19 protein-coding genes and 2 pseudogenes are annotated in these 22,527 nt (G+C 74.5%); 13 read left to right on the top strand and 8 right to left on the bottom strand.

The annotated features are described in order from the left end of the window. Positions 1-144: 144 nt before the first annotated feature. Positions 145-939 (bottom strand): hypothetical protein, encoded by a 795-nt coding sequence (locus ACR807_RS07740; protein ID WP_438920516.1) that lies wholly within the window; start codon positions 937-939, stop codon positions 145-147. Between the two features lie 288 nt (positions 940-1,227). Between ACR807_RS07740 and ACR807_RS07745 the strand changes: the two genes are divergently transcribed. Genes ACR807_RS07745 through ACR807_RS07755 form a run of 3 tightly spaced genes read left to right on the top strand, consistent with a single transcriptional unit; the run spans position 1,228 to position 7,055 of the window. After that, complete coding sequence (locus ACR807_RS07745; RefSeq protein WP_438920517.1) at positions 1,228-2,613, top strand: sigma 54-interacting transcriptional regulator; 1,386 nt, start codon at positions 1,228-1,230, stop codon at positions 2,611-2,613. After that, the gene (locus ACR807_RS07750) at positions 2,610-4,544 is read left to right on the top strand and encodes a vWA domain-containing protein (RefSeq protein WP_438920518.1); all 1,935 of its coding nucleotides are present in this window, start codon (positions 2,610-2,612) and stop codon (positions 4,542-4,544) included. The genes ACR807_RS07745 and ACR807_RS07750 overlap by 4 nt, the downstream gene beginning before the upstream one ends. A 36-nt stretch (positions 4,545-4,580) precedes the next feature. Beyond that, complete coding sequence (locus tag ACR807_RS07755) at positions 4,581-7,055, top strand: tetratricopeptide repeat protein (RefSeq protein WP_438920519.1); 2,475 nt, start codon at positions 4,581-4,583, stop codon at positions 7,053-7,055. A 63-nt stretch (positions 7,056-7,118) separates the two neighbouring features. On the opposite strand, the gene ctaD is transcribed toward ACR807_RS07755, so the two are convergent. Next, positions 7,119-8,879 (bottom strand): aa3-type cytochrome oxidase subunit I, encoded by a 1,761-nt coding sequence (gene ctaD, locus ACR807_RS07760; protein ID WP_438920520.1) that lies wholly within the window; start codon positions 8,877-8,879, stop codon positions 7,119-7,121. A gap of 146 nt (positions 8,880-9,025) precedes the next feature. On the opposite strand from ctaD, the gene mshC reads away from it, so the two are divergent. Next, positions 9,026-10,264, top strand: coding sequence for a cysteine--1-D-myo-inosityl 2-amino-2-deoxy-alpha-D-glucopyranoside ligase (mshC, locus tag ACR807_RS07765; RefSeq protein ID WP_438920521.1), 1,239 nt, complete (start codon positions 9,026-9,028; stop codon positions 10,262-10,264). Between the two features lie 66 nt (positions 10,265-10,330). Here the strand turns inward: mshC and ACR807_RS07770 are convergent, their stop codons facing one another. Together ACR807_RS07770 and ACR807_RS07775 are read right to left on the bottom strand one after the other, a co-directional pair. After that, positions 10,331-12,133, bottom strand: a complete 1,803-nt coding sequence (locus ACR807_RS07770) for a S8 family peptidase (protein WP_438920522.1) — start codon at positions 12,131-12,133, stop codon at positions 10,331-10,333. A 170-nt stretch (positions 12,134-12,303) separates the two neighbouring features. Beyond that, entirely contained in the window at positions 12,304-12,804 is a 501-nt protein-coding gene (locus ACR807_RS07775) for a GbsR/MarR family transcriptional regulator (RefSeq protein ID WP_438920523.1), read from the bottom strand. A 94-nt stretch (positions 12,805-12,898) separates the two neighbouring features. Between ACR807_RS07775 and ACR807_RS07780 the strand changes: the two are divergent. The 8 genes and pseudogenes from ACR807_RS07780 to ACR807_RS07815 all read left to right on the top strand — a co-directional run. Beyond that, a pseudogene (locus ACR807_RS07780) lies at positions 12,899-13,447 on the top strand (ABC transporter ATP-binding protein); the annotation flags it as partial. Continuing rightward, positions 13,442-13,798 carry an ATP-binding protein DrrA1-3 family domain-containing protein gene (locus tag ACR807_RS07785; RefSeq protein ID WP_438920590.1) on the top strand — a complete coding sequence of 119 codons (357 nt, stop codon included), beginning with the start codon at positions 13,442-13,444 and terminating at the stop codon, positions 13,796-13,798. The pseudogene ACR807_RS07780 and the gene ACR807_RS07785, both read left to right, overlap by 6 nt. After that, the gene (locus ACR807_RS07790) at positions 13,795-15,402 is read left to right on the top strand and encodes an ABC transporter permease (RefSeq protein WP_438920524.1); all 1,608 of its coding nucleotides are present in this window, start codon (positions 13,795-13,797) and stop codon (positions 15,400-15,402) included. Before ACR807_RS07785 ends, ACR807_RS07790 begins: the two co-directional genes overlap by 4 nt. 107 nt (positions 15,403-15,509) lie before the next feature. Further along, on the top strand, positions 15,510-16,154 hold the full coding sequence (locus tag ACR807_RS07795) for a TasA family protein (protein ID WP_438920525.1): 645 nt from the start codon (positions 15,510-15,512) through the stop codon (positions 16,152-16,154). A 25-nt stretch (positions 16,155-16,179) separates the two neighbouring features. Further along, a complete protein-coding gene (locus ACR807_RS07800; protein WP_438920526.1) occupies positions 16,180-16,710 on the top strand; it encodes a hypothetical protein in 531 nt (176 codons plus the stop codon). 10 nt (positions 16,711-16,720) lie between these two features. Beyond that, entirely contained in the window at positions 16,721-17,206 is a 486-nt protein-coding gene (locus ACR807_RS07805; protein WP_438920527.1) for a signal peptidase I, read from the top strand. Positions 17,207-17,241: 35 nt separating this feature from the next. Then, positions 17,242-17,946, top strand: a complete 705-nt coding sequence (locus tag ACR807_RS07810) for a response regulator transcription factor (RefSeq protein WP_438920528.1) — start codon at positions 17,242-17,244, stop codon at positions 17,944-17,946. Next, on the top strand, positions 17,943-18,341 hold the full coding sequence (locus ACR807_RS07815) for a response regulator (RefSeq protein ID WP_438920529.1): 399 nt from the start codon (positions 17,943-17,945) through the stop codon (positions 18,339-18,341). Before ACR807_RS07810 ends, ACR807_RS07815 begins: the two co-directional genes overlap by 4 nt. Here the strand turns inward: ACR807_RS07815 and ACR807_RS07820 are convergent. The 4 genes and pseudogenes from ACR807_RS07820 to ACR807_RS07835 form a co-directional block, all read right to left on the bottom strand. After that, positions 18,289-19,479: a GAF domain-containing sensor histidine kinase gene (locus tag ACR807_RS07820; RefSeq protein WP_438920591.1), complete on the bottom strand. Its 1,191-nt coding sequence runs from the start codon at positions 19,477-19,479 to the stop codon at positions 18,289-18,291. The two genes, ACR807_RS07815 and ACR807_RS07820, sit on opposite strands and share 53 nt — an antisense overlap. Before the next feature lie 11 nt (positions 19,480-19,490). Next, complete coding sequence (locus tag ACR807_RS07825; RefSeq protein WP_438920595.1) at positions 19,491-19,757, bottom strand: hypothetical protein; 267 nt, start codon at positions 19,755-19,757, stop codon at positions 19,491-19,493. An 82-nt stretch (positions 19,758-19,839) separates the two neighbouring features. After that, positions 19,840-20,556, bottom strand: a pseudogene (locus ACR807_RS07830) (MFS transporter); the annotation flags it as partial. A 59-nt stretch (positions 20,557-20,615) separates the two neighbouring features. Beyond that, positions 20,616-21,512: a PAC2 family protein gene (locus tag ACR807_RS07835; RefSeq protein WP_438920530.1), complete on the bottom strand. Its 897-nt coding sequence runs from the start codon at positions 21,510-21,512 to the stop codon at positions 20,616-20,618. Positions 21,513-21,725: 213 nt separating this feature from the next. Here ACR807_RS07835 and ACR807_RS07840 point away from each other — a divergent pair, with 213 nt between their 5' ends. Beyond that, the gene (locus tag ACR807_RS07840; protein ID WP_438920531.1) at positions 21,726-22,385 is read left to right on the top strand and encodes an HAD family hydrolase; all 660 of its coding nucleotides are present in this window, start codon (positions 21,726-21,728) and stop codon (positions 22,383-22,385) included. Positions 22,386-22,527 lie beyond the last annotated feature (142 nt).

Below are 22,527 nucleotides of genomic sequence, written 5' to 3' on the forward strand. Positions count from 1 at the left end.
ATCACCCGACGCCGACGTCCTCGCCACCCGGACCGCCGCCCTGCCGGGCCCGCGCGGCCCGGTCGCGATCGACCCGCGCCCGCGCCCTCGCGCCGGTGAACGCCCTGGCCCACCTCGACGACGAGACCGCGCGCACCGAACTCCTCACCCTGGCCCGCTGACCGGCTCCCGCGTCCCGGACCGGCACCGCTCGCACCGGTCGCGCCCGGGGCGCAGGTAGAGCAGCGGGTTGCCGCACGCCGCGCACCACCGGTGCACCCGCTCGGGACCGGCGCCGGCGCCGCGCGCCTCCCCGGCGGGCTCGTACGCGCCGCGCCCGCCGGTCATCTCCCGGAAGCGCGCCAGGTCGCGCACCGGGACGAGGTAGACCCGGTCCGGGACGGGGGCCAGCAGCACGGCCTCGCGGGCCGGGACCTGCTCGGCCACGTCGTCGACCTTCATGCCGGGCCACGGGCGCAGGTACGGGTGGGACCGGCCGCACGGGGTCGACCCCCCGTCGGGGCAACGGTCGAAGGTCAGCACGTCGCACCGCTCCTCGGCCACCCGGCGGAGCCCGGTGGCGGTCAGCGCGCCGCGGCGGGGCACGTCGTCCCAGGAGGTCCTGTTGCAGCCGACCGAGGGCACCCGGTGGAACCACGACGGGGAGCGGTCGGCCCCGGAGAACCACAGCGGCAGCCAGCCCGCGCGGTGCGCCCGGACCGTCCCGCGCGCCACCCGGCCCGGCGGGAGGCGACCGGCCCCGAGCCCGATCGCGGTGTCGGCGAGGCCGTGCACCGCGATGTCCGGCACCGCGACGCCCGGCCCCGCGCCCGGAGCGATCCCGAACCCGGTGCGCGCCCGGAAGCCCGCCGCGGCGGCGGCCCGGAGCCAGTACTCCTCCTGCCGCTTGCGCTCGTCCTCGGCGCGGCGCCCCGCGCGGCCGTCCCCCGACACCCCCATGAGCACCGCCTCCGCGCTCGGCCCTCATCCCTGCATACCGCCGGCCCGGATTCCTGCATACCGCCGGTCCGGCCGGTGCTGTCCGCTTTTCGGGGGGTTCCGCCGAGGTGGCCGGCGCGTCCGCGCGGTCCCGGACCACCGCCGAGCGGTGCGGGAGGGTGGGGCGACCGGGCCGTGACGAGGGCCCGCGCGCCGCCATTGTCCCACATCCGAGCGGGCCCGGCCCCTTCGAGGTGGTGGAGTCGCTCCACGTCGACCGGTGCCCGGACCAGGCGTAACTTCGACCGGGTGACCCCTCAGCTCCCCACCACCGCCGGCGCCCTCCGCGCGGCAGGCCACCTGCCGCGCGGGGTGAAGGCCGAGATCCGCGAGAACCTGCTGGCCGCCCTGCGCGAGGGCCGCGACCCGTGGCCCGGGATCGTCGGCTTCGACCGCACCGTGCTGCCGCAGCTGGAGCGCGCCCTGCTGGCCGGGCACGACGTGGTGCTGCTCGGCGAACGCGGCCAGGGCAAGACCAGGCTGCTGCGCACCGTCGTCGGCCTCCTCGACGAGTGGACCCCCGTCATCGAGGGCGCCGAGCTGAACGAGCACCCGCTCGACCCCATCACGCCCGCCTCCAAGCGCCGCGCCGCCGAACTGGGCGACGACCTCCCCGTGGTCTGGAAGCACCGCGACGAGCGGTTCTCCGAGAAGCTGGCCACGCCCGACACGAGCGTCGGCGACCTGGTCGGCGACGTCGACCCGGTCAAGGTCGCCCAGGGCCGCAGCCTCGGCGACCCGGAGACCATCCACTACGGCCTGCTGCCCCGCTCCCACCGCGGCGTCATCGCCGTCAACGAACTGCCCGACCTGGCCGAGCGCATCCAGGTGTCGCTGCTCAACGTGATGGAGGAGCGCGACATCCAGATCCGCGGCTACACGCTGCGGCTGCCGCTGGACGTGCTGCTCGTCGCCACCGCCAACCCCGAGGACTACACCAACCGCGGCCGGATCATCACCCCGCTCAAGGACCGGTTCGGCGCCGAGATCCGCACGCACTACCCGCTGGAGGTCTCCACCGAGATCGACCTCGTGCGCCAGGAGGCCGACCTGGTCGCGGAGGTCGGCGACCACCTGCTGGAGGTCATCGCCCGGTTCGTGCGGCACCTGCGCGAGTCGTCGGCGATCGACCAGCGCTCCGGCGTGTCGGCCCGGTTCGCGGTCGCCGCGGCCGAGACGGTCGCCGCCGCCGCCCTGCGCCGCAGCGCCCTGATCGGCGAGACGCCGGCCGTCGCGCGCCCGGTCGACCTCGACTCGGTGCCCGAGGTGCTGCGCGGCAAGCTGGAGTTCGAGGCCGGCGAGGAGGGCCGCGAGCAGGAGGTGCTGACCCACCTGCTGCGCCGGGCCGTGGCGGACACGGCGCGCTCGACGTTCGCGGGCCTGAACCTGCGGCCGCTGGCCGAGCTGGTGTCCGACGGCCACCCGGTGGCCACCGGCGAACGCGTGCACGCGGGCGACCTGCTCGGCGCGCTGCCCGAGCTGCCGGTGCTGCACGAGGTGGCGCAGCGCGTCGGCGCGGGCCCCAAGGACCCGGCCGGCCGCATCGCCTCGGGCGTGGAGCTGGCCCTGGAATCGCTCTACCTCACCCGTCAGCTGGCCAAGGACAGCGACGACGACCGATCGGTGTACGGATGAGCGGCTACCGCTACGGCCGGTACGTCGACGGCCCCGACCCGCTGGCACCGCCGACCGACCTGCGCGCGGCGGTGGACGAGCTGGGCCGCGAGGTCATGGAGGGCTCCTCGCCCGAGTCGGCGCTGCGCGAGCTGCTGCGCCGGGGCGTGTCGGGCACCCGCGGCCTGGACGACCTGACCGCGCGGCTGTGGCGGAAGCGGTCCGCGATCACCCGGCGGCACCGCCTCGACGGCACGTTGCAGGAGGTCCAGCGGCTGCTCCAGGAGGCCGTCCAGGCCGAGCGGACGGCGCTGTTCCCCGACCCGGACGACGACGCCCGCTTCCGCGAGGCCGTGCTCGACGCGCTGCCGCAGTCCACGGCGGCGGCCGTGCGCGAGCTGGCCGAGTACGACTGGCGCTCGCCGCAGGCGCGCGAGTCGTACGGCAAGATCCAGGACCTGCTCGGCCGGGAGCTGATGGACCAGCGCTTCCAGGGCATGAAGCAGGCCATGGCGAACGTCGGCCCCGAGGACGTGCGGCGCATCCAGGACATGCTGCGCGACCTCAACGACCTGCTCGCCGCCCACGCCCGGGGCGAGGACACCACCGAGCGGTTCCAGGAGTTCATGGGGGAGCACGGCGAGTTCTTCCCGGAGAACCCGAGGACGGTCGACGAGCTGGTCGACGCGCTCGCCGCCCGGGCGGCCGCCGCCCAGCGGGTGATGAACTCGATGACCGAGCAGCAGCGGCAGGAGCTGGCCCAGCTGTCGCAGCAGGCGTTCGGCGACTCCGGGATCGGCTCCCAGCTCGGCCGGCTCGACTCGCTCCTCCAGGGCATGCGGCCCGGCGAGGACTGGAACGGCTCGGCGCGCTTCCGCGGCAACACCCCGATGGGACTCGGCGAGGGCGCCCAGGCGATGGCCGACCTGGCCGAGCTGGACGCGCTCGCCGAGCAGCTCGCCCAGTCCTACCCGGGCGCCGGCCTGGAGGACATCGACGTGGAGGCCCTGGTCCGCCAGCTCGGCGCCGAGGCGGGCGTGGACGCCCGGAGGCTGGCCGAGCTGGAGCGCGAGCTGCGGTCGCAGAACCTGCTGGAACGCGCGCCCGACGGTTCGCTCCGGCTCACCCCCAAGGCCCTGCGGCGGCTGGGGGAGACGGCGCTGCGCGGCGTCGTCGACGGCGTGCGGGCGCAGGGGCAGCGGGACAACAGGTCGGCGGGCGCGGCCGGTGAGCTGATCGGCTCGACCAGGCCGTGGGCGTTCGGCGACACCGAGCCGTGGAACGTGCCGCGCACCGTCACCAACGCCGTGCTGCGCTCGGCGGGCGGACCGGTGTCGCTGGACGTGGTCGACGTCGAGGTCAGCGAGACCGAGCAGCGGTCGAGGGCGGCGGTGGCGCTGTGCGTCGACACGTCGTGGTCGATGGTCCAGGACGGCCGGTGGGTGCCGATGAAGCGCACCGCGCTGGCCCTGCACCACCTGGTGCGCACCAGGTTCCGCACCGATGCGCTGGAGCTGATCACGTTCGGCCGGCACGCCGAGGCGGTCGACATCGGGCAGCTCACCGCCCTGGAGGGGGTGTGGGAGCAGGGCACCAACCTGCACCACGCGCTGCTCCTGGCGGGCAGGCACGTCCGCCGCCACCCCGACGCCCAACCGGTGGTGCTGGTGGTGACCGACGGCGAGCCGACCGCGCACCTGGAGGCGACCGGCGAGGCCGAGTTCCACTACCCGCCGCTGGACCGGACGCTGGGCAAGACCCTGGTGGAGGTCGACAACCTGGCCCGGCTGGGCGCGTCGATCACCGTGTTCCGGCTGGGTGACGACCCCCGCCTGACCAGGTTCGTGGACACGGTGGCCCGCCGCTCGGGCGGTCGCGTCGTGGCCCCGGACGAGGACGGGCTGGGCGCGGCCGTGGTGAGCGACTACCTGAGGTCCCGCAAGCGCCGCTGACGGCCGGGAGGCCGCCGGTGCGGGATGATCGGGTGCGTGGAACCTCGACGAGCGGGGCCGGTCGGACGCGGTGAGGGCGATCCCGCCCCCGCGCCGGCCGGCCCGGCGCCCGTCGGGGCCGCGTCGAACTCCTTCGACGGCACCGGCCCCCACGCCCGGGTCGTGCAAGCGGGCGTCGTCAACGGGGGCGTCCACCACTACGGCGCCCCGGCGCCCGGGACCCCCGACGAGGGGCGGTTCCCCCGCAGGTTCGGCCGGGTGCCCCTGCTCGCGGACGCGTTCCAGGTGCGCGGCACCGACATCGGCCCGGCCGGGTCCGACCCCCGGCACCACGTCCACGTCCTCTCCGGGATGGGGGGAGTGGGCAAGACCCAGCTGGCGGCCGATTACGCCGAGCGCGTCTGGGCGGACCGCGCGGTCGACCTGCTGGTGTGGGTGACCGCGTCGTCGCGGGAGGCGGTGGTCGGGGACTTCGCCCGACTGGCCGCGGACGTCACCGCGGTCGAGGACGACGACCCGGAGACGGGTGCGGACCGGCTGCTCGCGTGGCTGGCGACGACACCGAGGTCCTGGCTGGTGGTCCTGGACGACGTGCAGGACCCGGCCGACCTGCACGACCTGTGGCCGCCGCGCACCGACTCCGGTCGGGTGCTGGTGACGACCCGGCGCCGGGACGCCGCGTTGCGCGGCAACGGGCGCCTGCTGGTCGACGTCGGCCTGTTCACCCCGGCGGAGGCGAAGGCGTACCTGGAGGTGAAACTCGCCGACCCGGTCGCCGCGGCCGGCGGGGCCGGGGAGCTCGCCGACGCGCTGGGTTACCTGCCGCTCGCGCTGGCCCAAGCCGCCACCTACCTCCTGGACCGGCGTCTGACCTGCACCGAATACCTGGAGCGGTTCGAGGACCGGCGGCGTGAGCTGCGCGGGCTGCTGCCCGATCCGCGGGCGCTGCCCGATCAACACCGCGACACGGTGGCCACGACGTGGGCCCTGTCCGTCGACATCGCCGACCAGCTCCAGCCCGCGGGCCTGGCCGCCCCGCTGCTGGAGGTGATGGCGCTGCTCGACCCCAACGGCATACCGGTAGCCGTGCTCACGGGGCCGGCCGTGCTGTTCCACCTCCGGGGCGTGACGGGGGACCAGGTGACCGAGGAGCAGGCCAGGGACGCGCTGACCTGCCTGGACCGCCTGAGCCTGATCACGTTCGGCCCCGCCGCCCCCCACGTCGAGGTCGCCGTCCACGCCCTGGTGCAGCGCGCCGTTCGCGATCGGTGCCCCCGCGAGCGCCTGGTGGCGCTGTCCACGGTCGCGGCGGACGCGTTGTTGCACAGGTGGCCCTCGGTGGTCGACGCCGCGCTCCTCCGGTCGTTCCGGGCCAACGCCGCGGCCGTGCGCGCCGCCGCCGGGGACGGGTTGTGGCAGGACGGCAGGCACTCGTTGCTCGCCAGGGCCGGCGCCGAACTGGGCGGGAGCGGGCTGGTCGGCGCGGCGTGCGACTACTTCGAGCAGTTGCTCGCGGAGGCCGAGCACCACCTGGGCCGGTACCACCCCGACACCGTGGCGACGCTGGGCGACCTGGCCTTCTGGCTGGCCGAAGCCGGGAGGCCGGAGGCCGTGGCCGCGCACGAGCGGTGGTTCGCCGCGCTGCTCGCGCTGCGGGGGCCGAACCACCCCGAGACGCTGGCGGCTCTCGGCGACCTCGCCCACCACCTCGCCGAGGCGGACCGGGCGACCGAGGCCGCCGACGCGTTCCGGCGGTTCCTCGCCGACCACACGTCGGCCCTGGGGCCCGACCACCCGCTCACCCGGGGGCGGGGCGGCGACCAGTCCACGCGCGACGTCTCGTTGAGCGTGTCGACCCACGAGGCCCTGCTGCGGGTGCAGTCGACGGTGCTCAGCCCCGACGACCCCGCCGTCCTGACCACCCGCGGTCGTCTCGCGCGGTGGCTGGACAAAGCCGGGGACCGCCGCGCGGCCCGGTCCGCGTTCGAGGCGTTGCTGGCCGACCGGCAGCGGGTGCTGGGACACGACCACCCCGACACCCTCGCCACCCGCAACGAGTTGACCTTCTTCACGGGCGAGGGCCTGCCGGGTGAGGTCGGCGATCCCGCGGGTGCCGCGAACGCGTTGCGGGTCCTGGTCGCGGACCAGGAGCGCGTCCAGGGCCCGCGGCACCCGGACACCCTCGCCACCCGCAGCAACCTGGCGTTCTGGCAGCGGGCCGCCGGGGACCTGACGGGAGCGGTGCTGCTGTTGCGGCACCTGCTCGACGACCAGCGGGACACCCTCGGCCCGGACCACCCGAGCACGTTCACCACTCGCGGCCACCTGGCGCGGTGGCGCGGCGAAGCCGGTGACCCCGCCGGCGCGGCGGCCGACTTCGAGCTGCTGCTCGCGGATCGGCTGCGGGCGCTGGGGCACGAGCACAGGAGCATCCGGACCACCCGCAGCAACCTCGTCCACTGGCGCAGCAGGGCCGAGGAGGACCGGCGGACCGGAAGGGCCGGTCGCTGATCGACCTCACCGGCCCCGGTCGGCCGTCGCCGGCGCGGGGCCGCCGGTCGGCCGGCCTCGTGGTCAGCCGGACTCGCGGTCGGTCGGGGCCAGTGCCTTCTCCGTGGCCGGGTCGGTGCCCGCGCGGTGCGCGGCGCGGGAGCGGGAGAGCGAGAAGTGGGCCTCGTCGCGCATCCGCTCCACCATGTGCGGGTAGTGCAGCTCGAACGCCGGGCGCTCGCTGCGGATGCGGGGCAGCTCGGTGAAGTTGTGCCGCGGCGGCGGGCAGGAGGTCGCCCACTCCAGCGAGTTCCCGAAGCCCCACGGGTCGTCGTGCTCCGCCGGGTCGCCGAACCGGTAGCTGCGGAACACGTTCCACACGAACGGCAGCACCGAGGCACCCAGCAGGAATGCCCCGATCGTGGAGATGGTGTTCATCAGGGTGAACCCGTCGGACGGCAGGTAGTCGGCGTAGCGGCGCGGGAAGCCCATGTTGCCCAGCCAGTGCTGGATGAGGAACGTGAGGTGGAAGCCGAGGAACGTGGTCCAGAAGTGCAGCTTGCCCAGCGGCTCGTCCAGCATCCGCCCGGTCATCTTCGGGAACCAGAAGTAGATCCCCGCGTAGGTGGCGAACACGATCGTGCCGAACAGCACGTAGTGGAAGTGCGCCACCACGAAGTAGGTGTCGGTGACGTGGAAGTCCAGCGGCGGCGAGGCCAGGATGATGCCGGTCAGGCCGCCGAGCAGGAACGTCACCAGGAACCCGACGCTGAACAGCATCGGCGACTCCAGCGTGATCCGCCCCCGCCACATGGTGCCGATCCAGTTGAAGAACTTGATGCCCGTCGGCACCGCGATCAGGAACGTCATCAGCGAGAAGAACGGCAGCAGCACCGCGCCGGTGGCGAACATGTGGTGCGCCCACACCGCCACCGACAGCGCCGCGATCGCGAACGTGGCGAACACCAGCCCCTTGTAGCCGAACAGCGGCTTGCGGCTGAACACCGGGAAGATCTCGCTGACGATGCCGAAGAACGGCAGCGCCACGATGTACACCTCCGGGTGACCGAAGAACCAGAACAGGTGCTGCCACAGGATCACCCCGCCGTTGGCCGGGTCGAACACGTGCGCGCCCAGGTGGCGGTCGGCGGCCAGCCCCAGCAGGCCCGCGGTGAGGATCGGGAACGCCAGCAGGATCAGGATCGAGGTGACGAAGATGTTCCAGGTGAAGATCGGCATCCGGAACAGGGTCATGCCGGGCGCGCGCAGGCAGCACACCGTCGTCACCATGTTCACGCCGCCGAGGATCGTGCCGAGGCCGGACACGGCCAGCCCCATGATCCACAGGTCCGCGCCGACGCCCGGCGAGTGCACCGCGCTGCTCAGCGGCGTGTAGGCGGTCCAGCCGAAGTCCGCCGCGCCGCCCGGCACGAGGAACCCGGACAGCACGGTGAGCCCGCCGAACAGGAACAGCCAGTAGGAGAACGCGTTGAGCCGCGGGAACGCCACGTCCGGCGCGCCGATCTGGAGGGGCAGCACGTAGTTCGCGAACCCGAACAGGATCGGGGTGGCGTAGAGCAGGAGCATGACCGTGCCGTGCATGGTGAACAGCTGGTTGTACTGCTCGGTGGACAGGAACTGGAGCCCCGGCCGGGCCAGCTCGCCCCGGACCAGCAGCGCCATCAGGCCGCCGACCATGAAGAAGAAGAACGACGTCACCAGGTACAGCAGCCCGATCTGCTTCGGGTCGGTGGTGCGGAGCAGGCCCAGCAGCACCGCGCCCTTGGGCCGGCGGCGCGCCGCGCCGGGGTGGACGACCACGGGTTCCGGCCTGAGCGCGGTCATGACCGCCTCCCTCGTCCGACGACGTGAGCCGCGCCACATGCTCCTCCGTCGCCGGGCACGGGGCAATCGCGCTCCCGGGGGTGTCCGGGGCTTCCCGGCAGGTGGACGTTCTTCCCCCGCCCGACCCGCGAGTTAGGGTCGAGGGCATGCAGACCTGGTCATCCACCCCCGTCCCGCGGGTTGCGGGCGAGCCGCGCCCGCTGCGGCTGTACGACACCGCCACCGGCGAGGTGCGCCCGACCGCCCCCGGCGACACCGCCAGGCTGTACGTCTGCGGCATCACCCCCTACGACGCCACCCACCTCGGCCACGCGGCGACCTACCTGGCGTTCGACCTGGTCCACCGGGTGTGGCTGGACAACGGGCACGACGTGCACTACGTGCAGAACGTCACCGACATCGACGACCCGCTGCTGGAGCGCGCCGAGCGCGACCAGGACGACTGGGTGGTCCTCGGGATGCGGGAGACCGCACTGTTCCGCGAGGACATGGTGGCCCTGCGCGTCCTGCCGCCGCGCGACTACGTGGGCGCGGTCGAGGCGATCCCGGAGATCGTCGAGACCATCGCCAAGCTGCTGGCCGACGGCCACGCGTACCGCGTCGACGACGCCGAGTTCCCGGACGTGTACTTCGACCACGCCGCCTCGGGCCGCTTCGGCTACGAGTCGAACTACGACGCCGGCACCATGGCCCGCTTCTTCGCCGAACGGGGCGGCGACCCCGACCGCGCGGGCAAGCGCCACCCGCTCGACGCCCTGCTCTGGCGCTCCGCGCGCCCCGACGAGCCCTCGTGGACCACGGAGCTGGGCCCGGGTCGCCCGGGCTGGCACGTCGAGTGCAGCGCCATCGCCCTCAACCGCCTGGGCACGTCGTTCGACGTGCAGGGCGGCGGCTCGGACCTGATCTTCCCGCACCACGAGTTCTCGGCGGCCCACGCCGAGGCGCTGACCGGCGAGCACCCGTTCGCGCGGCACTACGTGCACGCGGGCATGATCGGCCTCGACGGCGAGAAGATGTCCAAGTCGCGGGGCAACCTGGTGTTCGTCTCCAAGCTGCGCGCGGAGAAGGTGGACCCGAACGCGATCCGCCTGGCCCTGCTGGCCGGCCACTACCGGACCGACCGGCCGTGGAGCGCGGAGCTGCTGGCGTCCGCCGAGGCCCGCCTGGCGACCTGGCGGCGCGCCGCGGCCCTGGCGACGGGCCCGAGCGCCCAGGGCACCGTGGCCCGCCTGCGCGACCACCTCGGCGACGACCTGGACACGCCGCGCGCCCTGGCGGCCCTCGACGGGTGGGCGGCGGAGGCCCTGTCGTCGGGCGGTCCGGACGCGACGGGCCCGACCCTGTTCCGGGCGGCGGTCGACTCGCTGCTGGGCGTGGAGCTGTAAGCCGTGGAGCTGTAGTCGACGGACGGGGCCGTCACCCGCTGGACGGGTGACGGCCCCTCGCTCAGGTCACGCGTCGAGCGTCCAGCTGTTGATGTAGCCGGTGTCCAGGGACGCGGCGTCGCGCACCCGGAGCTGCCAGGTGCCCGCCGCCGTCTCGGACGACGCGTTCACCGTGTAGGAGCGGTTGATGTTGTCGGTGCTGCTGCCGCTGCGGTTGTGCAGGTTGTAGACCGAGCCGTCGGGCGCGACGAGGTCCACGACGAGGTCACCGATGTAGGTGTGCACGATGTTCACCTGCACCGTGGTGGTGGCCGACGCCGTGCCCGAGCAGGTCAGGGCGATCGGGCTGTTCACCGTGCTGTTGTCGCCGATCGCGACGTCGGTGCCGTTGGTGACCGGGTCGCAGCCCGCGCCGACGGCGGTGACCGTCCAGGTGAACGAGGCGGTGCCGGTCCGGCCCGCCGAGTCCGTCACGGTCACGGTCACCGACGAGGTGCCGGTGGCGGTGGGCGTGCCGGAGATCAGGCCGGACGCGCTGATCGACAGGCCGGCGGGCAGGCCGGTCGCCGAGAACGAGTACGGCGCGGTGCCGTTGGTGGCCGTGAGCTGGAGGCTGACGGCGGTGCCGACGGTGGTGGACTGGTTGCCCGGGTTGGTCACGGCCGGGGCGCCGGGGGCCGAGGTGCCGGTGTAGAGCAGCTTGTTCGGCGAACCGGTGCCGGGCGAGGTGATCTTGTTGGACGTCGCGGCGGCGACGATCGCCGCGTTCACCGTCGGCGGGGTGGCCGTCGGGTTGGCGCCCAGGTAGAGGGCCGCCGCGCCGGCGACGTGCGGTGCCGCCATCGACGTGCCGCTGATCGTGTTCGTCGCGGTGTCGTTGGTGCTCCACGTCGAGGTGATGTTCTGGCCCGGCGCGAAGATGTCCGTGCAGGTGCCGTAGTTCGAGAACGAGGCGCGCGCGTCGGTGTTGGCCGACGCGTTCACGCTCAGCGCCTCGGCCACGCGGGCCGGGGAGAAGTTGCACGCGTCGGCGTTCGAGTTGCCCGAGGCCACCGCGTAGGTGACGCCCGACGCGATGGAGTTGCGCACCGCGGTGTCGAGCGCGGTGTCCACGCCGCCGCCCAGCGACATGTTCGCGACGGCCGGCTTGACCGCGTTCTGGGTGACCCAGTTGACGCCGTTCACGACGCCCGCCGTGGTGCCCGAGCCCGCGCAGTTGAGCACCTTCACGGCGATGAGCTGCACGCCCTTGGCGACGCCGTGCAGGGTGCCGCCGACCGTGCCGGCGACGTGCGTGCCGTGGCCGTTGCAGTCGGTGTTGTTGGTGTCGACGGTGTTGGTGCCCCAGGTCGCCCGCCCGCCGAAGTCGGAGTGGGTCGTCCGGATGCCCGTGTCGATGATGTACGCCCGCACGTTGGGCGCCGAGCCGTCGGCGTAGTTGTTGTCCAGCGGCAGGTCGCGCTGGTCGATGCGGTCCAGGCCCCACGACGGCGGGTTGGGCTGGGCGTTCAGCTTCACCGGCAGGTCGGCCTGCACGAACGCCACCCGCGGGTCGGCGGCCAGGCGACGGGCCTGGCCCTCCGACAGCGAGGCGTGGAAGCCGTTCAGGGCGTGCTGCCAGGCCACGCGGACCTGGCCGCCGTACTCGGCGACGAGCGAGGACGCCGTCGAGGCCGAGGCGGACCTGGGCGAGGCGGAGTCGTTCAGGGCCACGATGTACGACCCGGCGACGGCGTCGGCGCGCTCGGCGCCGAGCACGGGGCCCTCGGCGGCGGCGGCGACGCCGGTGTTGGCGAAGGCCAGGGCCGCGGCCGAGACCGCTGCCAGGCCGAGGACGGCGAGTCTTCCTGTGGTGCGGGCGTCTCCCATGACGGGGTCTCCCTCGGGCAGGGCTGCTCGACCGCGCCGGCGGGGTGCCGGTCGGTGCGAGCGTGCAGGGATGGGGACGTTCGCGCGAACGGGGTGTTGCGACCTGGTCACAAGCATGATCGGGACAAAAACGGCCCGGCAGTAGCGCCGTTAGTCGTAAATATTCCGAATCACAGGGGTCGGTTCGGGCCGAACTTCTCCTCGCGGTGCGCGCGCCAGCGCTCCAGCAGGGTCGGCAGCTCGCTGTGGACGAACTGGAAGAAGGCCCGCATCTCGGCGATGCGGCGACCGGCCGTGGTGTGCTCGCCGAGGGTCGCGACGCCCTCCTTGAGCGGCACCTCCCAGCGGCGGAACATGTCGTCGCGGCGGAACAGCGCCTCGTACCAGACGTCGTCGAGCACGGTGTAGACGTCGCGGCGGGTGCCGGTCTCGCGCTCGCGGCCGATCAGGCGCACCTGGTCGAGGTAGCGGACGGCCCCGGAGATCGCGGCGGGCGACACCCGGAGGAGTTCGGCCAGCTCGGCGGAGGTCATGCGCCCGCGGTCGGAGGCGAGGAGGGCGGTGAACACGCGGGCGGGCATCCTCGGCACACCGGCCTCGTTGAACACCGCGGCGAAGCGCTCGACGAACCGCAGCACGGCCTCGTCGTCACGCTCGGGCACGTCGGCCACTGGCGCATCATCCTTCCCCGGGGCGGCGGAACGGGGGGAGTTTATACGCTTCCTTAACTTCACGACTTTCTGAAAGCACTGTAACTTGCTGGTCATGACATCCGCGATATCCGTGTCGGGCCTGGTCAAGACCTTCGGCTCGACACGCGCGCTGGACGGTCTGGACCTGACCGTCCGGCAGGGGGAGGTGCACGGCTTCCTCGGCCCCAACGGGGCGGGCAAGTCGACCGCCATCCGGGTCCTGCTGGGGCTGCTGCGGGCCGACGCGGGCTCCGCGTCGCTGCTGGGCGGCGACCCGTGGCGCGACACCGCCGCGCTGCACCGCCGGCTGGCCTACGTGCCCGGCGACGTGGACCTGTGGCCGAACCTGACCGGCGGCGAGGTCATCGACCTGCTCGGCAGGCTGCGCGGCGGGCTCGACGAGAAGCGCCGCGCGGACCTGCTGGAGCGCTTCGAGCTGGACCCGCGCAAGAAGGGCCGCACCTACTCCAAGGGCAACCGGCAGAAGGTCGCCCTGGTCGCCGCGCTCGCGAGCGACGTCGAGCTGCTGATCCTGGACGAGCCGACCTCCGGGCTGGACCCGCTGATGGAGGCCGTGTTCCAGGACTGCGTCAACGAGCTGCGCGGCGAGCGCACCGTGCTGCTGTCCAGCCACGTCCTGGCCGAGGTCGAGGCGCTGTGCGACCGGGTCAGCATCATCCGCAACGGCCGCGCGGTCGAGTCCGGCACGCTCGCCGACCTGCGCCACCTCACCCGCACCAGCGTGTCCGCCGAGCTCGTCGCCGCGCCCGACGGCCTGGCCGACCTGCCCGGCGTGCACGACGTCGCGGTGGAGGGCTCGCGCGTCCGGTTCGAGGTGGACACCGACCACCTCGACGGGGCGCTGCGCCGCCTCGTGCAGGCGGGTGTGCGCACGCTCACCAGCCGGCCGCCGACGCTGGAGGAGCTGTTCCTCCGCCACTACCGGGACGACCTGCGCGAGGTGTCGTCGTGACCGGCCCGCTGACCGGCCTCGGGCCGCTGCTCGGCCTGGCGCTGCGCCGCGACCGGGTGCTGCTCGCGGCCTGGGTGCTCGGCCTGGTCGGCACCACCCTGGCCACCGCCTCGGCCATGGCCGACCTGTACGGCGCGGTCGAGTCGCGGCAGCAGCTCCAGGCCACCGCGGCGGTCACCCCCGCGTTCCTCGCCCTGATCGGCCCGCTGCACGACGCCTCCACCCTCGGCGGCCTGCTGGCCTGGCGCTGGGGCGTCTTCGGCGCGCTCCTCGCGGCCCTGATGAGCACGTTCACCGTCGTCCGGCACACCAGGGCGGAGGAGGAGACGGGCCGGGCGGAGCTGATCGGCTCGGCCGTCGTCGGGCGGCACGCGCCGCTGGCCGCGGGCGTCCTCACCGCGCTGCTGGCGAACACCGCCATCGGCCTGCTGATCGCGCTCGGCCTGGTCGGCCTGGGGGAGGGGGCGGCCGGGTCGGTCGCGTTCGGCGCGTCGTTCGCGACGGTCGGCTGGGCGTTCGCGGGCGTCGCCGCGGTCGCCGCCCAGCTGTCCGGGAGCGCCCGCGCGGCCAACGCGGTCTCCGGCGCGGTGCTGGGCCTGGCCTACCTGCTGCGCGCGGTCGGCGACGCGGCGGGCGACCGGGGCCCGACCTGGCTCACCTGGACGTCCCCGCTCGGGTGGGCGAGCCTGACCAGGCCGTTCGCCGACGAGCGCTGGTGGGTGCCGCTGCTGCCGCTCGCGCTGTGCGCGGTCCTGCTGGCGGTCGCCTCGGTGCTGGTGGCCCGGCGCGACTTCGGCGGCGGCCTGCTGCCGACCCGCCCGGGACCGGCCCGCGCGCCCGCGTCGCTGGGCGGCGCGCTCGGCCTGGCGTGGCGGTTGCAGCGGGGGGCGCTGCTGGGCTGGGCGCTCGCCCTGCTGGTGCTCGGCGGCGTGTACGGGTCCGTCGCCCGGGGTGTCGAGCAGATGCTGGCGGACAACCCCGCGCTGGCGGGCGTGATCGACCGCATGGGCGGGTCCGACGTGGTCGTGGACGCCTACCTCGCCGCGGTCCTCGGCATCATCGGCCTGTTCAGCGCGGTCTACGCGGTGCAGGCGCTGCTGCGGCTGCGCGCCGAGGAGACCGGGAACCGCGCCGAGCCGGTGCTGGCCACGGCCGTCAGCCGGTACGCGTGGGTCGGCGGGCACCTGGTGCTCGCGGTCGTCGGCACGGCCGTGGTGCTGGCCGCCGCCGGGCTGGGCGCGGGCCTGGTGCACGGCGCGCGCGTCGGCGACGTCGGCGGGCAGGTGGTCCGGCTGGTGGGCGCCTCGCTGGCGCACGCGCCGGCGGTGTGGGTCGTCGCGGGCGTGACGCTGGTGCTGTTCGCGCTGGTCCCGAAGCTGTCGTCGGCGAGCTGGGCGGTGCTGGTGGTGTGCCTGGTGCTGGGCCAGCTGGGTCCGCTGCTCCAGCTCGACCCGTGGGCGCTGGACCTCTCGCCGTTCACGCACGTCCCGAAGGTGCCGGGGGCCGAGCCGGCCGCCGCGCCGCTGCTGTGGCTCACCCTCGTCGCCGCGGCGCTGGTGGCGGTCGGGCTCGTCGCGTTCCGCCGGCGGGACGTCGGCCGCTAGGACCCGGGAGGACCCGGGAGAACCTTGAGCCGACCTTGAGGAAGCGCTGAGGAACGACGGAGGTCCGCGCTCCACGCTCGGTACCACCACCGAGTGAGGAGCACGAAATGCAGGAGAACCGCCGTCGTCCGGTCTGGCGCCCGATCGCCCTCGCCGCCATCGGCGGGTCCGTCCTCGTCGCCATGGGCGTCGGCGTCTGGGCCACCCTGACCGCGACCGCCGCGAACGTCACCCCCGAGCAGGTCACGAGCGGCACGCTGAAGCTGGCCCTCGGCAACAACGGCGCGGGCTTCGGCCAGAGCATCACCAACCTGGCCCCCGGCGACGTGGTCAACCGCTACGTGACGCTGACCAACAGCGGCAGCCTCGACGCGCAGGCGCTGACCGTGCAGGTCGCCGCCACCGGCTCGTCGGCGCTCATCGCCGACGGCGCCACCGGCAAGGCCCTGCGGGTCACGATCACCAAGTGCACCGGCGGCGCGTGGACGCCCGACACCGGCGCGTGCGGCGGCACCAAGTCCGTGCTGCTGACCGCCACCCCGCTGAGCGGCCTGGCCTCCGCCGCGTCCCTGCTGCCCGCCGTCACGACCGCCGGCGAGGTGCAGAACCTCCAGGTCTCCGTGCAGCTGCCCGACCAGAACGAGACCACGGTCAACGGCGTGCTGCCCGCCAACACCGTCCAGGGCCAGTCGGTGAACCTGACCTACACCTTCAGCGAGACCCAGCGGTCCGCGACCACCACCAACTCCTGACCCGCCCACCCGAACGGGGGAGACGATGACGGCGACCACCCGGCGACGCGCGAGCGCGGTGCTCGGCGGCGCCGCCATCGCCTGCCTGCTGGGCACCGGGGCCGCGGACGCGGCGGTCACGGCGTCGGCCGCCGCCGCGTCCGCCACCGGCACGCTGAGCTGGTCGGCCACCCTGACCGACCCGGGCGGCACGCTGCTCACCGGCCGGCCCCACACCGCCAACTACACCTCCCTGGCGCCCTTCACCACCTACCTGACCAGCCGCAACACCGGCACCGCCGCGCTGACCGGCCAGGTGTACTCGGTCACCGGCTCCGGGTTCGTGCTCTCCGGCGCGTCCCTGAACGCCTGCACGTCCGGCCCGTGGCAGAACGGCACGTGCCCCGGCGGTCAGGTCGTGCCGATCACCAGCGGCGCGACCGCCGCCCTGCCCGTCGCGCCCGGCGCCGCCGTCGGCCTCCGGCTCACGCTGCCCGCCGGGATCGGCATGTCGGTCTCGCTGTCCGTCGCCACCACCCGCGCGCACGTCCGCGCGGCCACCACCACCCAGTCCTGAGGAGCCGGTCGTGCGCCTGCTGTCCAACCTGGTGCTCGCCACCGCCGCACTGGGCGCGGTCGTCGCCTCGGCGCTCGTGGTGGTGCTGCACGTCGGGTTCGCCCCCGTGCTCTCGCCCAGCATGGAACCGGACTTCGCCCCCGGCGCGCTGCTCGTCACCAGGGCCGTCCCGGCGGCCGACGTGGAGGTGGGCGACGTCGTGGTGCTGCCCCGCCCCGACGCCGAGGGCGAGAGGTACGCCCATCGGGTGATCTCGAAGGACACCTCCAGCGGCGCCGTCGTCGTGCGCACCAAGGGCGACGCGAACGAGGCGGCCGACCCGCAGGCGCTGCGCATCGTCTCCGACACCGTCCCGGTCGCCGTCGGTGACGTGCCGTTCGCCGGCCGGGCGGCCCTGCTCGGCCGGTACGCCGGCGTCGAGGTCGCGCTCATCGTCCTGATCGGACTGGCCCTGCTGGTGGCCGCGAAGCGCGCCCTGCTGAGGCCCGCGCGGTGATGCCACCGCCGGCGCGACCCACCACACTGGACGGTGTGGGCGCCGCCAAGGTGATGGTCGTCGAGGACACGCCGGAGATCCGGCTCGTGGTCGAGCTGGCGCTGTTCGACGCGCTGTTCGACGTGCGCGCCGCCGAGGACGGCGACACCGCGCTGGCGCTGGCCCGCTCGTGGGACCCGGACGTGGTGGTGCTGGACCTCAACATCCCCGGCCCGGACGGGCTGGAGGTGTGCCGCCGGCTGCGCCACTTCTCCACCGCCTACGTGATCGTGCTGACCGCCCGCGCGGACGAGGTGGACAAGCTCGTCGGCCTGTCCGCGGGCGCCGACGACTACCTGACCAAGCCGTTCTCGCCGCGCGAGTTGGTCGCCCGCGTCCACGCCGTCCTGCGCCGCCCCCGCACCGCGCCGGAACCGGCCGCCCCGCCCGCCGACCGGCGCGTCCTGGGCCCGGTCGAGGTCGACCTCGACGCCCGCGAGGTCGTCGTCGGCGGCACCCGCGTGCCCACCACCCGGATCGAGTTCGAGCTGCTGGCCGCCATCGCCGAGCACCCGCGCCAGGTGCGCACCCGCGAGCAGCTGCGCCGCCGCGCCTGGGGCGAGGACTGGCTGGCCGACGACCACGCCGTCGACGTGCACCTGTCCAACCTGCGCCGCAAGCTCGCCGCCGCCGGCGCGCGGGACGTGATCACCACCGTCCGCGGCGTCGGCTACCGGGTCAACCAGGACCTCCTCCGGTGACCCGGCTGCTCGTCGTCGACGACGACCCGGACGTGCGCGAGCTGCTCGTGCTGTCCCTGCTCGGCACCGGCTGGGAGGTGGACTCCGTCGGCGCGGGCGACCAGGCCCTGGCCCGCGCGGACCGCGTCGACGGCATCCTGCTCGACCTGGAGATGCCCGGCCTGTCCGGGCGCGACGTGCTGCTGGCCCTGGCGGGGCGCGTGCCCGTCGTGGTCATCACCGCCGCCGCCCGCGACCCGGTGCTGGAGGCCGAGCTCGTCGCGCTGGGCGCGTTGGCCGTGCTGGCCAAGCCGTTCGACCCGCTGGGCATCGGCGAGCAGGTCGGCCGCCGGTTCGGCTGGGTCACCACCACGGGCGGTCCACCTGCGGCCCCGCCGCCGGCAGGCTCACGGTGAACGTGCTGCCGCCAGTGCCCGACCGCACCGACACGGTGCCGCCGTGGGCGTCCACGATGCCGCGAGTGATCGTCAGCCCCAACCCCGCCCCGCCCGGCCCGAGCTGCACGAACGGCTCGAAGATCCGCTCGACCTGATCGGCGGGCACACCGCCGCCCCGGTCGGACACGTGCACCAGCGCGTGCGCCCCGCCGGACTCGCACCGCACCCGCACCACCCCGCCCGGCGGCGACACCTTCACCGCGTTGGCCAGCAGGTTCGTCACCACCTGCACGAGCCGGTCGGCGTCACCGCGCACCCCCACCCGCGCGCACTCCGCCTCCAGCCGCACCCCGCCGCGCTCCGCCGTGCCCTCCACGGCGTGCACCGCCTGCCGGACCACCTCCCCCAGCTCCACGTCGTCCGGCCGCAGCCGCAGCCGCCCGCTCTGCACCCGCGACAGGTCCAGCACGTCGTTCGCCAGCCGCACCAGCCGGTCGGTGTTGTCCACCGCGATGGTCAGCAACCGCCCGGCCTGCGGCGGCAGCTCGCCGAACCGGCCGGACGCCAGCAGCTCCAGCGACCCGTGCACCGAGGTCAGCGGCGTGCGCAGCTCGTGGCTGACCAGCGCGGTGAAGTCCTGCTTGGCCCGTTCGGCGTCCCGCGCGGCCAGCGTCGACTGCACGACCGCGCACTCCAGCTCGGCCCACGCGGCCAGGTCGCGCAGCTGCCGGCGCTGCGCGTCGGACAGCCGGCGGACCCGCCGGTCCAGCACGCACAGGGTGCCGATCCGGTGCCCGGACGGCGCGCGCAGCGGGTGCCCGGCGTAGGAGCGCGCGCCGTGGTCGGTGACGATCGGGAAGTCCGCGAACCGCTCGTCGGCGAGCAGGTCGGGCACCTCGAACACGTCGTCGCCGCGGATCGCCCACGAGCACACCGACACCCCGCGCGGCGTCTGCTCCTCGGACAGCCCGACGCACGACTTGAACCACTGCCGGTCGAGGTCCACCAGGGACACCAGCGCGATGGGCGCGTCCAGCAGGTCGCCCGCGATGCGCGTGATCCGGTCGAACCGCTCCTCGCGCGGCGTGTCGAGCAGGCGCATCGCCCGCAGGGCCGCGACCCGGTGGACCTCCGCGTCCCAGGAGTCCTCGTTCACCCCACCGAGTATCAGGGGGCCGTCGGGGCGGTGCCGCGCCGTGACACCTTCGGGTGAAGCAGCGCGGCGGGGACGGTCAGCACCAGGGCCGCGGGCACCAGGAACGCGGTCAGCGGGTCCAGGTGGTACAGCGGCACGAACGCCACCGGTGACAGGGCCGCGCCCAGGAACCGCAGGGACTGCACCACCGACACCGCGCCGCCGGGGTTGCCCTCCTCGGTCGACAGCACCAGCGCGTTCAGGCCGACCACGACCGCCTGGCTGAACGCGCCCGTCACCGCCCACAGCGCCCACGGCCACCACCGACGGCAGCACGCCGACCCCGGCTGGCAGCACACCGCCCGCGACCGCGCCGACCAGCGCGCACCGCCGCGCCCCGACCCGGTCGACCAGCCACCCGGTGACCCGCGCCGTCACGATCGCGACCAGCCCGAACCCGGTCAGCACCAGCCCGCGCCGCCCCGAGCCCAACCCGAACGAGTTCCCCAGCCGCAGCGCCACCAGGAACGACACCCCGCCCGGGCAGCCCCACGCCACGAACCCCGCGGCGGCCGGCAGCAAGGTCCCCGCCCGCCACGCGCTGCGCAGCGGCGGCCGGTCCCCGCCGCGCGCCGGCGCGTCGGGCAGCCCGATCGCGGCCGGCACGACCGCCACCACCGCCGCGCCGACGAACGCCCACCGCCACGACACCTCGGCCGCCACCCCGCCGAGCAGCGGGGCGAACGCCTGCCCGGTGGCCTGCATCGACGCGAACAGCCCCGGCGAGCGCCCCAGCCGCTCGCGCGGGGCCACCGCCGCGACCGCGGCCAGCAGCAGGGGAGTGGTGAACGCGTTCGCCGCGCCCTGGAGCGCCCGCCCCGCCGGGAGCGACCATGCCACCGCGCACAGCACCGACGCCACCGCGTACGCGACGTGGGCCAGCCGCACCGACCGGGACGCGCCCCACCGGCCGCCCAGCGTGCCGGACACGAGCACGAGCAGCGAGAACGGCAGCACGTAGCCGGTCAGCGTGGCCGCCGCGGCGCCCGCCGACGTGCCGAAGTCCGCACCGACCCCGGGCAGCACCGAGGCGGTCATCGCGCCGCCGAACGGCCCGAGGAACCCGCCCGCGTGCAGCGCCGCGAGCCGGAGCCGGGTCACATCCCGGTCGGCCCGCGACCCGGTCCGCGACCGCGCCGGCGCAGGTAGCGCTCGAACTCAGCGGCGATGTCGTCACCGCTGGCCTCGGTGATCTGGATCTCCGCGTCGCCGCGCTCCTCCAGCGCCCGCACGTAGTTGCGCACGTCCTCGTCCTCGTCGGCCATCTCGCTGACCGTGCGCTCCCACTCCTCGGCCTGCTCCGGCAGCGCCCCGAGCGGCACCTCCACGTCCAGGACCTCCTCGACGCGGTGCAGCAGCGCCAGGGTGGCCTTGGGGGACGGCGGCTGCGACACGTAGTGCGGCACGGCCGCCCAGAACGAGATCGCCGGCACGCCCGCCTGCACGCACAGGTCCTGGAACACGCCGACGATGCCCGTGGGCCCCTCGTAGCGGGACCGCTCCAGCCCGTACTTGGCGGCGGCGGCCGGGTCGTAGGCCGTGCCCGTCACCGGCACCGGCCGGGTGTGCGGGGTGTCCATCAGCAGTGCGCCCAGGGTGACCACCGTGGTCACACCCAGGTCCTCGATGTGGCCCAGCAGCTCGGCGGCGAACTTCCGCCACCGCATGTTGGGCTCGATGCCGTGCACCAGGACGACGTCGGTGGCGGAGCCGGGCGGGCGGCACACGGACAGCCGGGTGGTCGGGAATTCCACCCTCCGGGTGATGCCGTCGACCATCCGGACCGTGGGGCGCGTCACCTGGAAGTCGTAGTAGTCGTCCGGGTCGATCTCCGCCAGCGGCGTCGCGTCCCACGTCAGTTGCAGGTGCTCGATCGCGGTGCTGGCGGCGTCACCGGCATCGTTCCACCCCTCGAAGGCCGCTACCAAGATCGGGTTGGTGAGCGGTTTGCCGGGGTTGGAGGGGGTCTGGGCGGCCTGGTCCGGATCGGTCACGGCGTCAGACTACGACCCCCGGCGCGGACCCGACGCCGTAGGCTTGGCGCATGTCGGCCCGTGTCCCGCCGGTGCCGCCGGGGACGGCTGCCGACGACGCGCCCGTGGCGGGCGGAGGTGTGCCGACCACGTCTCCGACCCCGGGCGACTTCGCAGGTCACGGCGTGTTCGGGGTGCCGAACCCCGCGCCGGGGCCGCTTCGGAAGGGTGGAGATGACGGTCGAGGCTGTGCTGTGGGACATGGACGGCACGCTGCTGGACTCGGAGAAGCTGTGGGACGTCCCGCTCGCCGAGTTCGTGGGGAAGCTGGGTGGCGAGCTGTCCGCCGAGACCCGGCGATCACTGGTCGGGTCGAGCGTGCCCAGGACCATGGCGCTGCTGTTCGGCGAGGTCGGCCTGGTGCCGACGGAGGAGGACGCCGCGGACGGCGCGGCCTGGATCTCGCGCCGCACCGAGGAGGTGTTCCGGGCCGGGCTGCCGTGGCGGCCGGGCGCCCAGGACGCGCTGCGCGCGGTGCGCTCGTCGGGCGTGCCGATGGCGCTGGTCACCTCCACCGAGCGCAGGCTGACCGAGGTGGCCCTGGACACCCTGGGCCGGGACCTGTTCGACGTGGTCGTCTGCGGTGACGAGGTCGACGGCCGCAACAAGCCGCTGCCCGAGCCCTACCTGAAGGCCGCCCGCCTGCTGGGCGCCGACCCGGCGCGCTGCGTGGCGGTCGAGGACTCGCCGACCGGCGTGGCCGCCGCCGTGGCCGCCGGCTGCACCGTCCTGGTCGTGCCGTGCGAGGTCCCCGTGGACCAGGGCGAGCGCCGCGTGTTCCGCGACTCCCTGACCGGCGTGGACCTGCCCGCCCTAACCGCCCTCCTCCCCTGACCCGCCCCACCCCCCACCCGCCCACCCCCGAGAGTCCAACGCCCAGACCCGGCGAGTCCTACGCTCAGGACCGGTGAGTCCTACGCTCAGGACCCCCGAGTCCTACGCTTAGGACCCCCGAGTCCTACGCTCAGGACCCCCG

Origin of the sequence: Saccharothrix sabaoui (genome assembly GCF_051756985.1) — a bacterium.
Lineage (GTDB): Bacteria > Actinomycetota > Actinomycetes > Mycobacteriales > Pseudonocardiaceae > Actinosynnema.

Coding starts and splice junctions, on each gene's coding strand:
- ACR807_RS07740 (WP_438920516.1), bottom strand. CDS start 939: ATGGGGGTGTCGGGGGACGGCCGCGCGGGGCGCCGCGCCGAGGACGAG.
- ACR807_RS07750 (WP_438920518.1), top strand. CDS start 2,610: ATGAGCGGCTACCGCTACGGCCGGTACGTCGACGGCCCCGACCCGCTG.
- ctaD (WP_438920520.1), bottom strand. CDS start 8,879: ATGACCGCGCTCAGGCCGGAACCCGTGGTCGTCCACCCCGGCGCGGCG.
- mshC (WP_438920521.1), top strand. CDS start 9,026: ATGCAGACCTGGTCATCCACCCCCGTCCCGCGGGTTGCGGGCGAGCCG.
- ACR807_RS07770 (WP_438920522.1), bottom strand. CDS start 12,133: ATGGGAGACGCCCGCACCACAGGAAGACTCGCCGTCCTCGGCCTGGCA.
- ACR807_RS07795 (WP_438920525.1), top strand. CDS start 15,510: ATGCAGGAGAACCGCCGTCGTCCGGTCTGGCGCCCGATCGCCCTCGCC.
- ACR807_RS07800 (WP_438920526.1), top strand. CDS start 16,180: ATGACGGCGACCACCCGGCGACGCGCGAGCGCGGTGCTCGGCGGCGCC.
- ACR807_RS07840 (WP_438920531.1), top strand. CDS start 21,726: ATGACGGTCGAGGCTGTGCTGTGGGACATGGACGGCACGCTGCTGGAC.